Annotated in this window: 9 protein-coding genes; 7 read left to right on the top strand and 2 right to left on the bottom strand. The window is 66.8% G+C overall.

Going from position 1 to position 13530, the window contains the following annotated elements; all coding sequences use genetic code 11:
• The first annotated feature begins 31 nt into the window (after positions 1 to 31).
• The 5 genes from CGZ88_RS01155 (at position 32) to CGZ88_RS01175 (ending at position 7572) form a co-directional block, all read left to right on the top strand.
• Entirely contained in the window at positions 32 to 1348 is a 1317-nt protein-coding gene (locus tag CGZ88_RS01155) for an O-acetylhomoserine aminocarboxypropyltransferase/cysteine synthase family protein (protein WP_101670893.1), read from the top strand.
• Positions 1349 to 1556: 208 nt separating this feature from the next.
• Positions 1557 to 3077, top strand: a complete 1521-nt coding sequence (locus CGZ88_RS01160) for an ABC transporter ATP-binding protein (protein WP_243390025.1) — start codon at positions 1557 to 1559, stop codon at positions 3075 to 3077.
• Entirely contained in the window at positions 3074 to 3841 is a 768-nt protein-coding gene (locus tag CGZ88_RS01165; RefSeq protein ID WP_081664047.1) for an energy-coupling factor transporter transmembrane component T family protein, read from the top strand. Before CGZ88_RS01160 ends, CGZ88_RS01165 begins: the two co-directional genes overlap by 4 nt.
• A 210-nt stretch (positions 3842 to 4051) precedes the next feature.
• Positions 4052 to 4891 (top strand): ABC transporter ATP-binding protein, encoded by an 840-nt coding sequence (locus tag CGZ88_RS01170; RefSeq protein WP_101670895.1) that lies wholly within the window; start codon positions 4052 to 4054, stop codon positions 4889 to 4891.
• 44 nt (positions 4892 to 4935) lie between these two features.
• On the top strand, positions 4936 to 7572 hold the full coding sequence (locus CGZ88_RS01175; RefSeq protein ID WP_101671100.1) for an ABC transporter permease: 2637 nt from the start codon (positions 4936 to 4938) through the stop codon (positions 7570 to 7572).
• Between the two features lie 144 nt (positions 7573 to 7716).
• Here the strand turns inward: CGZ88_RS01175 and CGZ88_RS01180 are convergent, their stop codons facing one another.
• Both CGZ88_RS01180 and CGZ88_RS01185 read right to left on the bottom strand, forming a co-directional pair.
• Entirely contained in the window at positions 7717 to 8427 is a 711-nt protein-coding gene (locus CGZ88_RS01180) for a response regulator (RefSeq protein WP_026645048.1), read from the bottom strand.
• 33 nt (positions 8428 to 8460) lie between these two features.
• Positions 8461 to 11061: a sensor histidine kinase gene (locus tag CGZ88_RS01185; protein ID WP_101671101.1), complete on the bottom strand. Its 2601-nt coding sequence runs from the start codon at positions 11059 to 11061 to the stop codon at positions 8461 to 8463.
• A 163-nt stretch (positions 11062 to 11224) separates the two neighbouring features.
• Here CGZ88_RS01185 and CGZ88_RS01190 point away from each other — a divergent pair, with 163 nt between their 5' ends.
• Positions 11225 to 12562 (top strand): alpha/beta fold hydrolase, encoded by a 1338-nt coding sequence (locus CGZ88_RS01190; RefSeq protein WP_026645046.1) that lies wholly within the window; start codon positions 11225 to 11227, stop codon positions 12560 to 12562.
• A 137-nt stretch (positions 12563 to 12699) separates the two neighbouring features.
• Positions 12700 to 13506 (top strand): pyrroline-5-carboxylate reductase, encoded by an 807-nt coding sequence (gene proC / locus CGZ88_RS01195; protein WP_101670896.1) that lies wholly within the window; start codon positions 12700 to 12702, stop codon positions 13504 to 13506.
• Positions 13507 to 13530 lie beyond the last annotated feature (24 nt).

A 13530-nucleotide genomic window follows, 5' to 3' on the forward strand; every position in this document is an offset into this window, starting at 1 on the left:
CGCACCCGGCGGGGAGCAAAGGACGGATACGATGACCGACGAGAGGAACCCACGCCAGCATTTCGAGACGCTGCAGCTGCACGCGGGGCAGGAGAGCGCCGACCCGGCAAGCGACGCGCGCGCCGTGCCGATCTACCAGACCACGAGCTACGTCTTCCACGACTTCGACCATGCTGCCGCGCGCTTCGGACTGGCCGACCCGGGCAACATCTACGGAAGGCTGACGAATTCGACGCAGGCCGTCCTCGAGGAGCGCATCGCCGCGCTCGAAGGCGGCACGGCGGCGCTCGCGGTCGCCTCGGGCGCCGCCGCCGTCGACTACGCGGTGCGCAACATCACGCAGTCCGGCGACCACATCGTCGCCGCGAAGAACATCTACGGCGGCACCTACAACCTGCTGCGGCACACGCTCGAACGAGACGGCATCCACACGACCTTCGTCGACCTCGACCCCGCCGCCTTCGAGGATGCGATCGGGGAGGACACGAAGCTCGTCTACTTCGAGACCTTCGGCAACCCGAACGCCGACTTCCCTGACTTCGAGGCGATCGCCGAGGTCGCGCACCGCCACGGGCTGCCGGTCGTCGTCGACAACACCTTCGCGACGCCCTACCTGTTCCGCCCGCTCGAGCACGGCGCCGACATCGTCGTCGAATCGGCGACGAAGTTCATCGGCGGCCACGGCACGACGCTCGGCGGCGTCATCATCGAAGGCGGCGACTTCGACTGGTCGGCCACTCCTGGCAAATTCCCGACGCTGACCGAACCCGACCCCTCCTACCACGGGCTCAACTTCCACGAGGCGCTCGGCCCGGCCGCATTCGTCACGCGCATCCGCGCGATCCTGCTGCGCGACACCGGTGCGACGCTTTCGCCGCTGTCCGCCTTCCTGCTGCTGCAGGGCACGGAGACGCTGTCGCTGCGCGTCGAACGCCACGTCGCCAACGCGCTCGACGTCATCGACTACCTCAAGACGGTCCCCGAGGTCGTCTCGATCTCCCACCCGTCGATCGAGGGGCGCGCCGACCACGAACGCTACGCAAAGACCTTCCCGAACGGCGCATGCCCGATCTTCACCTTCGACATCAGGGGAGGACGCGGCGCGGCGCGCGTGTTCATCGACAACCTCCACCTGTTCTCGCTGCTGGCGAACGTCGCCGACGTCAAGAGCCTCGTCATCCATCCGGCCTCGACGACGCACGCACAGGAGTCCGAGGCCGAGCTCGCCGACCAGGGCATCCATCAGGGCACGATCCGCCTGTCGATCGGCACCGAGCACATCGACGACATCATCGCCGACCTCGACGGCGCCTTCCGGGCGGTGCGTGGGAGCGGCTACGCGGACTGAGCCTCCACAGCGACGACCACATGGGCGACCCCGCGGCGCATCCGCCGCGGGGTCGCCCATGGCGGCGTGTACGGCCTGTTATGCTGGATTAGGCGCACCCCCGCCGTTTGTCTGAAGCAGTGGATACGTTCACCTGTGGTGGACCGCTTCCCCGGACGCGAACGGCCGGGGCGCCGTGTCCGTTCCTGCTATCCCGATGGAGTATGGTGTGGCCGACATTATCACCGTGATGAATCTTGGATGGGCGTACGCGCCCGCGTCCGAAGGGGACGACGCGCGCACCGCGCTGCACGACGTGAGCTGCTACGTGCCGCGCGGCGGCGTCATCGGCGTGCTCGGACCGAGCGGCTCGGGCAAATCGACCTTCGCGAAGGCGCTCGTCGGACTCGTCCCGCACTGCACGGCGGGCACGCTCACCGGCTATGCGCGCATCGCCGACATGAACGTCAAAAGCACATCGGTGTCCAATCTTTCGCTGCGCGTCGGCTACGTCGGACAGGACCCGTGGGGGCAGACCGTGGGCGAGACGGTCGAGGAGGAGATTGCGTTCCCGCTCGAGAACCGCGGCGTGGCGCCCGACGAGATTCGCGCGCGCGTCGACGAGGTCCTCGCGATGCTGCACATCGAGGCGCTGCGCCACCGGCTGACGGCGACACTGTCCGCCGGCGAGCTCGAACGCGTCACGATTGGCTCGGCGATCGCCGCCGGCCCCGACGTGCTCATCCTCGATGAACCATCGAACACGCTCGACGCGCAAGGCTGCGCCGACCTGTTCGCGATCGTTGAACGCATGCGAGAGAACGACCATATGACGACGCTCGTCGTCGAACAGCGCACACGCGAGCTCGCGCGCCACGCCACCGGCGTCTTCCTGATGGTCGGAGGCGAGATCATCCGCCGCACCGGCGCCGACATCTTCGAACGCGAGGGCGCGCTGCTCGAATCGGTCGGCGTCGACGTGCCGCGCGGCGAGGCGCCCACGCTCACGCTCGCCGACGACGAGCCGACGGCCGCGCGACAGACCGCCGTCGTCTTCGACCACGTCGCTCTGCGCCATCAGGGTTCGGCGCCCGACGAGCCGCCCGCACTCGAGGACGTCACCTTCGCCGTCGAACGCGGATCCTTCGTCGGCGTCGTCGGCGCGAACGGCTCGGGCAAGTCGACGCTGTTGCGGCTGCTCGACGCGCAGCTGCGCCCACAAGCGGGCCGCGTCACCGTCGCCGGCGTCGACGTCGCGCAGCGGCGCACACAGCAGATGGCCAGACTCGTCTCCTACGTCGGTCAGGACCCGTCCGCGACGCTGCTCGGCGGCACTGTACGCGAGGAGATCGCATGCGGCGCACGCGTCGGCGGCATCCGCGAAACGGACGCGAACGCGCGCGTCAACGAGATGATCCGGCTGTTCGACCTCTACGGCGTCGAGGACACGCCCGTTGCGCGGCTTTCGAGCGGGCAGCGGCGCGCCACGGCGCTCGCCGCCGCGCTCGCGTCGCGCACGCCGGTCATCGCCCTCGACGAACCGCTCGCAGGCTTCGACGTGCGGCTGCGCACGCGCGTGCTCGACGCGCTCGCCGAAGCCTGCGAGCGCGGCACGACGGTTGTCATGGCAAGCGTCGACGTGGCCGCCGTCGACGAATACTGCACGCATGCGGCACGGCTCGACGCCGGACGCCTCGTCGGCTACGGCCGCGTCGCGCACGGCGAGTCAACGCAAGGAGGCGCACGATGATGAACGGACGGTTCTGCACGCCGGGCGACGGCTGGCTGCATCGGCTCGACACGCGCGTGAAGATGCTCATCTCGATCCTGCTCGTCGTGCTGTGCGCATGGTGGGGCAACTGGGTCTTTCTCGCCGCTGTGCTCGTGCTCGAACAGCTCATGTTCGTCGCCGACCGCACGCCGGCGCGCTCCGTCGGCGGCGTGTGGGCCGTGTTCGCGCCGGTCGCCGCGCTCGTTGTGATCGTCATGGCGCTGTGTCTGAACGACTACGGCGACACGACGCTGTGGCAGTTCGGTTGGTGGCGCGTGAGCGCGCAGTCGCTGACGCTGTGCGGCGTCGTCGCATTGAGGATCATCGACATCGTCTTCGCGTTGATGCTCACCGTGCTGACGACGAGCAGACGCGACTGGATCCGCGCGTTGAGCGCATTGCGCGTGCCGTATCCGGCGGCGAGCCGCTTCGTCGACCGGCTCAACTGGCTGCCGCGCTGGCGGCAGGCGGTGCGTGAGGCGCGCCGCCGTCAGGACGTGCGCGGCGTGGCCCGCACGCCGCTGTCGCGCCTGCGCCGCTGGTTGATCGCGCACGACCTGATGGAGCGCTACGACGACCACGCCGTCATCGCCGAACGGCTGCGCGGCGTGTACATCGACCGCGGCGCGGTGCGGCGCACGCTGATGCGGCCGGCGCATATGCGGCCCGTCGATTGGCTTGTGGCATGCGCCGCCGTGGCGCTTGCGGCTGGAGTCGTCGCGATGATCATGGTCGGCTGGTGACGCGCGTCCGGCACGGTCGCGTTCGTTCACTGTTTCACTGTTCACGGTGCGGGCATCATCCTTACGGATGATGCCCGCACCGCTTTTCCGTCGCTCGGCCGATGCCGCCGACGCCGCGGGACGCCTAGCGTGGATGCCATCGAAACCACAAACGGCGCGGAGCAACCGCGCCGGCGAAAGGAAACGAAGATGGGCACTGCAACCACACAGATGACGCCGAACACCACGGCACGGCCTTTCACGGCCGCCTCGCCGCGCACGGCGATCGAGACGATTGACCTCGTCAAGGACTACGGCGAGGGCAGCAGCGTCGTCCACGCGCTGCGCGGCGTCAACGTCGCCTTCGAACAGGGCCGCTTCACGGCAATCATGGGACCGTCCGGCTCGGGCAAGTCGACGCTCATGCACACGATGTCTGGACTCGACGGCGCGAGTAGCGGCCGCGTCATGTTCGAAGGGCACGACCTGACGAAGCTCGGCGACAAGCAGCTGACGATGCTGCGCCGCACACGCATCGGTTTCGTCTTCCAGAGCTTCAACCTGCTGCCGATGTTCACGGCCGAACAGAACATCCTGATGCCGCTCACGCTCGCCGGCGCGAAGCCGGACCGCCAGTGGTTCGACCTGCTCGTGCGCACACTTGGCATTCAGGACCGCCTCGCGCACCGGCCCAACGAGCTTTCGGGCGGCCAGCAGCAGCGTGTCGCGATCGCTCGCGCACTCATCACGAAGCCTGCGCTCGTCTTCGCCGACGAGCCGACGGGCGCGCTCGATTCGGTCTCGAGCGCCGAGGTGCTGAGCTTCCTCAAGAGCTCCGTCAAGGAACTCGGCCAGACGATCATCATGGTCACCCATGATCCGGTCGCCGCGTCCTACGCGGACCGTGCGATCGTCTTCGCCGACGGCAACATCGTCGCGGACGTCGACGATCCGACGGCGGCGCAGATGAGCGAACTGCTCATGCGGGAGCGTGAACAGGCGACGCGCGGAGGCGGGACGGTGCCTTTGCCGGTCCACAAGGCGCTGCGCACGCAGCAGCCCATGCGCTGAGACGCCACCGGGACGTCCATCGGAACACAAGGGAGGATATGACGATGCTATCGGTGACGATGCAGATGATGAAAAAGAACATGAGGATGCTCATCCCTGCGGGGATCGCGATTCTCATCGGCACGGCGTTCATCACGGCGACACTGCTATTCACGAACGCGCTCAACATTTCGCTCGTTGATCAGACGACGGGCAAATACGGCCAATCTAACTATGCGGTCAGCCTCGACGACGCGACGTTGCGCAGCGATGGGGAAGTGCCGTCGCTCACCGGTGCCGAGGTCGAGCGGATCGGCGGGATCGACGGTGTCGAAAGCGCCCGCCTCGACGTCAACACGAACATCATGCTGACCGAAGGCGATGCGCATGCGAGCGGCTACGGCATCCTCGGCGCCGAAGACGGCAGGATATTGCCGGTCAAGGCGTCACAAGGCCGTTTGCCGTCGTCGATGACCGATGATGAGATCGCGATCCCGGCCAAGACGGCCGACCAGCTTGACGCGCATGTCGGGGACACGGTCACCGTGCGCGGCACCTATGTCGACAGGCCCGTCGACATCACCGCGAGGATCGTCGGACTGACGACCGATCCGCACAACGTGTACGGGTACTACGGCGGCGCATCGGTGCTCTCCGCGGCGCTCATGACCAAGCTGTTGTCCGATCCGTCGTATGACGACCTGAACGGCTATGGCGCGTTCCTGTACGTCGACCCGGCCGATGCGTCCACAGTCGCCGGGAAGATCAAGGCGCAGCTGCCCGAACACTACCGGCTTATGACGCGCGAGCAGCTCAACGAGCAGGCGATCAAACAACTCAGCGATAGCGGCGGCGACGTCACGAAGCAGTTCCTGCTCGCGTTCGGTGTGCTTGCGATGGTCGTCGCGGCGCTTGTCATCGCGAACACATTCCAGGTGCTCGTCGCACAACGGCGCAAGACGCTCGCATTGCTGCGCACGATCGGCGCGACGAAACGCCAGCTGTACATCTCGGTCCTTGAGGAGGCCGGTATGCTCGGCTTCGTCGCCTCGGCGCTCGGCGTCGGCGCGGGCATCGGCCTCATGGCGATCGCCGCGCAGACGACGCGCCACCTCGACAACGGTCTCGGTATGCTCACGCTTGATGTCACATGGCAGTCGGTCGTCTATCCGATCGTCTTCGGCATCATTGTGACCGTGCTCGCCTCGGTTGGCTCGGCGCGCGCCGCGACGAACGTCACGCCGCTTGAGGCGATGCGTCCGATCGAGCTGAGCGAGAACAGGAAGTCGCGCACAGGCAGGGCGGTCTTCGGCGTGCTGCTGCTCGCCGGTGGCATCGCCGCGATGGTCGCATCGATCCCCATGGCCAAGCAATCCTCCGATTCGGCAAGCCAGATGGCGCTCCTGCTCGCCGTGCTCGGCTGTGGACTTGCGTTCATCGGCCTCGCGTTGACGGCGATCTTCTGGATGCCGAAGCTCATGAAGGCCGCGGGCGCGTTCGTCTCGCTCTTCGGGCCGTCCGCGAAGCTCGCGGACGCGAACATCCAGAAGAACCCGCGCCGCATCTCGGCGACCGGCACCGCGCTGCTCATCGGCGTCACGCTCATCTCGACGCTCGCGACGGGCGCCGCCGCCGCGAAGGCGACGATGAACAAAGCGCTCGATACACGTTATTCGGTCGACATCGTCGTGACCAGCGACGACCTCGCGCAGTCCGATACGCGCAAGGCCGCGGCCGAGCAGGGCATCGCGGCGTCGCTTGAGGCGCCGACGGCGATGGCCGTGTTCACCGATGGCAACGGCAACAAGGTGAGCACGCAGGTCATCGGCATCCCGGACGTCGCCTCGCTGCAGCGCGTGTTCAACATGAAGCTCGACAACCCGGTCCCGACACTTGGCGACGGTGACGTGATCCTGCCCGACGCGAACATCCAGACCGGCAAGTCCTTCGGCATCAAGGACGGCAAGGTCGAGATGACCGGCTACACGGTCCCCGAGGAGGGCGACGGCGAGCCGGACGGTGACGTCATCTACGGCAAGACGGTGACGCTGCGCGCTGAACAATACGGCTTCCACCGCGTCTCGCAAGGCGCCGAGGCCGTCGCGTTCGTCAACCGCGCGCTCTTCGAGAACGGCACGTTCACACAGACCGGCGACATCGCGATGTTCAAGGTCAAGCCCGAACAGGGCCAATCACTGTCCAACGTCGTCGAAGCCATCCAGAAGGACTATGCGGGATCGCCCACCGCGGTCTTCACCGGACCGGTCGCCGAACGCAGCCAATGGGAATCGATGGTCAACATGATGCTCATGCTGCTCGTCGCGCTGCTCGCCGTCGCCGTCGTCATCGCCGTGATCGGCGTCGCGAACACGCTGAGCCTGTCGGTCATCGAACGCACCCGCGAATCGGCGACGCTGCGCGCGATCGGCATGACGAAGGGACAGCTCAAGCGCTCGCTCGCGATCGAGGCGATGCTCATCTCGGTCGTCACGAGCATCGTCGGCATGGTCGTTGGCACGTTGTTCGGATGGCTCGGCATCTACATCGTGATGAGCTCGATCGCCGACGTCGTCTACGTCGTCGACTGGGCCACCTACGGCATCATCCTCGCGATCGCTGTCGTCTGCTCGCTGCTGGCGAGCGTGTTCCCGGCGCGGCGCGCCGTGAAGACACCGCCGGTCGAGGCGCTCGCCGAATCCTGATTGTGGCCGGCGCGGCGGCACCTTCCCTCTCCTCGCATCCACGCCGCGCCGGCCATCGTCATCGGTACGCTGATGACGGATTGCCCCTCCGCCCCGCATCGCGGGGCGGAGGGGCAATCGTATGCGCAGGGGCGTGCGCGGACGCTACACCAGATGGTTCTCGTAGGCGAAGACGACGGCCTGCACGCGGTCGCGCGCGTTGATCTTCTGCAGGATGTGCGCGACATGCGTCTTGACGGTCGGCAGCGAGATGAACAGCCTGTCGGCGATCTCCTGGTTGGACAGGCCGTGCGCGATTTCGACGAGGACCTCGCGTTCGCGTTCCGTGAGCGTCGCGAGTTCTGGGTCCACATAGTCGTCCGCCGCGCGCTCGGCCTCGGTCTGCGCGCGGGTGATGCCACCCTCCATCATCTTCTCGATGAGCCGTTTCGTCGCCGTCGGCGCGATGATCGCGTTGCCCTGGTAGACGGTGCGGATCGAGTTGAGCAGCGTCTCCGGTTCGGTGTCCTTGAGCAGGAAGCCGGAAGCGCCCGCGTTGATCGCCGACATCACGTATTCGTCAAGGTCGAAGGTCGTCAGGATGATGACGCGCGTATGGCGTTCGCCTTCCTCGTTCGCATGCGCGTATGCGGTGATGCGCGCCGTCGCCGTCAGACCGTCCATACCCGGCATGCGCACGTCCATCAGGACGATGTCGGGATGCAGTTCCTCGACGAGCTCAACGGCCTTTCCGCCATCGGAGGCCTGTCCGACGACCTGCATGTCGGGTTGTGAATTGATGACCATCGTGAATCCGACGCGGATGAGTTCCTGATCGTCGGCGATCACGATGCGGATTCTGCCATTGTCTGCCATGCCGTCCAGTCTAGCCGGACGGGTGCGCCGCGCTCAGCGCCGCGCGCGGTCGGATCCGTCCGTCCTTCTGAGCTGCTCGTTGAGCGGCCGCGCTGGTGTGAGGTTCGGTGTCCGGTCATGGTCGCCCTCATCGCTGAACCCGGTTTCGCGCAGTACGCTGAGCAGTTCGCGCATATGGGCGAGCGCCGTGCGTCCTTGTGCGCCGATCTGCGCGAACGCGTCGGTGATGAACTCGGGCGATGGTGTTCTGCCATGTGCGAGTTCGTCGTCGATCGTCGACAGTTCCGTCGTGGTCTGCTCGATGACCGCGTTGAGTGTATCGCTCACTTCCGAGCGGATGTTCGCGCTGATGCGGTCGCGTTCGTGGTTCGCCGCGATGATGCGCTGTTTGTCGCGTTCGGCTTCGAGCGCCTCGGCGCGCGCCTGGAGCACCTGTGGATTCGTCCCGCCGAGTTTCGTCCACGCGCCGAGTGCGTACGCCATGATGCAGAAGAACAATGCGAACGCGCCGTATTGGATGAACACGGCATCGGGGGAGCCGTAGAACCCCGCGTCGATCAGCTGCTGCGGCGTATGTGAGAGCCATGCGAACAGGCTCCGGTATCCTGCGACGTTCATCGCGCATCGCGCAGCGAACACCGTGCATCCGAGCGTGAAGAGCGGTACGACCCATTTCCAGCTGGCCGGTTTGCCGTAGAGAGCGACCGCGTATATCGCGAAGAGCACATAGAGGTCGGCCGTATAGAAGCCGGGGAGTGCGAGCAGTTGCAGCAGGCAGATGGCCGCGACGGTCACGGCGACGGCGCGTGGGAAACGCCTGCGCAGCATGAGCGGTGCGACGATGCACCATGTCACGAACACGCCGAGCGCACGCATCCGCGGGGAATTGTCCGGCGTGCCCAGGAACATGACCGGTTCCGCCAACGAGGTGAAGCATCCGAGGAGTGTGAACATGATGACGTCCATGAGCACATAGTGGCGTTGCGTCCAGCGCGACATCCTCGAGATCCAGTTGCGTGGACTATCGTCCTCGACCTGTTCGAACGGTTTCGAACGCAGTTTGTCGCCGAGTTTGACGAAGAACGGCCATACGATGCGTTCGTCGGACGCATGCCGCTGCGGTGGTGCTGTGACGCCGCTCGCTGTGATGTCGCCGTCTGTGACATCGTCTACGGTGCCGTCCGCGTCGTGCGAGACGCCGTCGCTGCCGGACGTCGCATCCGCCGCATGCACGGTGGTGTACCCGGTGTCGGCGTGCATCGCCTCCGATGCGGGCACGGACGTCTCGGATCCGCCGGTCTCCCCGTGTCCTCCTCGTCCGAGCGGGACGCTCGCATGCACGTTGAAGCCGCCGGAGAGCCGGGGTCCGGAGGCGACGGCGCCGCCGACCGCCTCGATGCGTTCGCGCATGCCGAGCAGGCCATAGCCGGGCTTGTGCCCGTCCAATGACGATGCCGCGCCACGGCCGTCGTCATCGATGTCGATCGTCAACGTGTGCACGTCCCAACGGACCGTCACCGTCACGTCGACATGCGCCCCCGCATACTTGCGGATGTTCGTGAGCGCCTCCTGCACGACGTGGTACATCGCGACGCTCGACTGCTCGCTGAGCGCGGACGGGCGTTCCTGTCCGATTGTGCGCACCGTGAGTGTCATATCGGGGGAGACGGCGCGCGCCTGGTCGATGAGCGCATCGATGTCCGTGATGTCCGCGTGCGGCGAGCCGCCGAAGACACCGAGCAGCCGTTTCATATCGTGCAACGCGCGTTCGGATTCGCGGCGGATCGTCTCCATCGTCTCGCGCGCGAGCTTCGCGTCGTCGCGCGCGGCGTAGCGGCCGCCGTCCGATTGGATGATGATGATCGACAACGTGTGCGCGACGATGTCGTGCATGTCCCTCGCGATGCGTGCGCGTTCCGCCGACGCCGCGATCTGCCGTTCCTCCTGCTCGCGTGCGACGATCGCGTTGTTGCGTTCGTTGAGCAGTACGACCGTCTGTTGGCGTGCACGCTGCCAGAACGCGACGATGATGGCCATAGCGAGCGGCAGCGAGATTGACACGAGCACGATGACGAACGCCTCACCGAACATGCGTCCGCATACGGCCTGATGGTCCGGGGAGAGGGCCGGGCACGCGAAATACGCGTTGAGATCATCCGCGCTGCGTGATGGGTGCAACGGCCCGAAGACCTGCACCCACGCGTTGACGAGCGACGTGACCACATCGAGGACACCCGCGGTGATGAGGTACCGGCGCACATCGGCGCGTTCGCCATGGACGATCGCCGCGCACAGCATCGGCACGGCCATGAAATCGGCGATGACGAGAGAAGGGCCGAACACCAGCTGGATGACGACGGTCACGATGAACCAACGTGCGGACGTGCGCGGGCGCACACGGTGCAATAGGTACGGCGCGGTCAGCAGCACGCTCCAGACGGCCGAGCACAGCGGCGCCCACCCCGACGACGACGGATAGTCGAGGAACAACCCTGCGCCATCGTTCCATATGAACCCCGCGGACATCGAGAACCACAACAGCGTCAACAACGCCGTCTCAAGACAGTCGACGAGGAGCGCACGGTGCGCGCGGAACCACGGCACCGCGCGCGTGCGCAGCGAATCGAAGGACATGCGGCCCAGCGTAGCGTGCGCGCACACCGAGGGCAATCATCCGCATGGACGAGACCGGTCCATGTCCGCACTGCGGGCTGAGATGAGGACATGCACGCCACCGCATCGGCATACCCGGGGCGGGACGCACAAGCCAACGATACAGCCAAGGAAGGAAGCGCGTATGGGACTGCTCGCCGAATACTATCTGCCGGGACTGCACGTCGCGGAACATGCGATCGACGTTCCGCTCGACTGGAACGGGCACGAACCCGGCCGCGGTTTCGATGGCGCGCACATCAAGCTGTTCTACCGCGTGCTCACCGCGCCCGACCACATCCACGACGACCTGCCGCCGCTGCTGTTCCTGCAGGGAGGCCCCGGTGGGGCCGGCCCGCGCCCGCTCGACCCCGACTCCGACGGCTGGATCGGCGAAGCCGTCAGGCACTTCCGCGTCGTGCTGCCCGACCAGCGCGGCACCGGACGCTCCTCGCACATCGACTCCAACGTCATCGGCGCGATGGACGGCGAGACCGGCGCCGATTACCTCGCGCACTTCCTCGCCGACTCGATCGTGCGCGACTTCGAACACCTGCGCCGCACCGAGTTCGCCGGCAGCCTGTGGACGACGCTCGGCCAGAGCTACGGCGGCTTCCTGACGCTCACCTACCTGTCGCTGTTCCCGACGGCGCTCGCGGCCGCCTTCACGACCGGCGGCATCCCGCACGTGCCCGCCGACGCGACCGAGGTCTACCTGCACACCTTCCCGCGCATGCGGCGCAAGACCGAACAGTTCACCGACCGCTATCCGCTCGACCGCGCACGCCTCGACACGCTCGCCGACAAGCTCACCGACGAACACGTCACATTGCCCAACGGTGACCCCTTCACCATCGAACGACTGCAGACGCTCGGCTCGTCCTTCGGCATGAAGCCAAGCTTCGAACGCGTGCACTGGCTGCTCGACAAGGCTTTCGCCGCCAGCGACGGCAGCGCCTCGGAGACGTCGCCGCTGACCGACGAATTCCTCGCCGACGTCGTGACGGCCACGTCGACGAACGCGCTGTACTGGCCGCTGCAGGAGTTCATCTACGCGAACGGCGAACTCGAACGGCCGATCGACTGGGCGGCGCAGCGCGTGCGCGACACGCTGCCGGAGTTCTCGACCGAGGCGCGGCCGCTGCTGCTGACCGGCGAGGCCGTCTTCCCGTGGATGTTCGAGCAGGAACGCGCGCTTAGGCCGTTCCGCCCGGCCGTCGAGACGTTGATGGGGCGCACGCGCTTCGGCACGATCTACGACGAAGCCCAGCTCGCGCGCAACACGGTGCCGCTGCAGGCGGCCGTCTACTTCGACGACATGTACGTCGACTCGTCGCTGAGCCTCGACACGCTCGCGCGCATCGGCAACGCGCACTGGTGGGTGACGAACGAGTTCGAACACGACGGTGTGCACGGCGCCAAAGTCTTCCGCCACCTGTTCCGGGAGGCGCTCGACCGCGGCGACTTGCGCAAGCTGTTCTGAAATCGCATGAACTATCCTCGGCGTCCGGCGCCGTGTCCGCGGCGCGGCATGCGCGCGCACGCCCGCAACATGGATGCGCTAGCGTGGACGGCGAACAATGACGGCGCGCCGAGGGCGCACGGCAAGGAAGGAAGAACATGACGGACGCGTGCACGGTCGGATTCATCGGATTCGGCAACATGGGACAGGCGATCGCGTGGGGACTTGTCGAGGCGGGCACGCTCGACGGCTCGCAGATCGTGGCCTGCGCGGCCCATTGGGACAAGCTCGTCGCGTCGACCGGCGCGATCGGCGCGAAGGCGCTGCACGACGCGAAGGAGGTCGTCGACGCCGCCGACGTCATCGTCGTGGCGATCAAGCCGTACCAGATCGAGACGGTCATCAAGCCGCTCGTCGCCGACCTCGCCGGCTCCGACAAGTTCGTCGTGTCGATCGCCGCCGGATGGACGCTCGACCGCTTCGAGACGATGATGGGGGAGATGAGCGCGCTCATCCACCTGCAGTGCACGATCCCGAACACGCCGATGGCGGTCGGCAAGGGCGTGCTCGTCACGGAGACCGACAACACGCTCACCGACGCGCAGCGCGACGAATTCGAACGGATCTTCGGATCGATCGCGCTCATCGAACGCGTCGACGGCGCGCACATGGACATCGCGATGTGCATCGCCGGCTGCGCGCCCGCCTTCACCGACATGTACCTCGAGGCGCTCGGCGACGCCGGCGTCAAGTACGGGCTGCAGCGCGCGACCGCCTACCGGCTCGCCGCGAAGATGATCGAGGGCGTCGGCGCGCTGTATCTGGCCACCGGCACGCATCCGGGCGCGATGAAGGACGCCGTGTGCTCGCCGGGAGGCACGACGATCAAGGGCGTCGCTTCGCTTGAGGAGAGCGCGTTCCGCGGCGCGGTCGTCCGCGCCGTCGACGCGATCGAACAGGGCTGAGCGGCGGCCGCCGCCCACGGTCCG

It is taken from the genome of Bifidobacterium anseris (genome assembly GCF_002860345.1).
In the GTDB taxonomy this organism is placed as follows: domain Bacteria; phylum Actinomycetota; class Actinomycetes; order Actinomycetales; family Bifidobacteriaceae; genus Bifidobacterium; species Bifidobacterium anseris.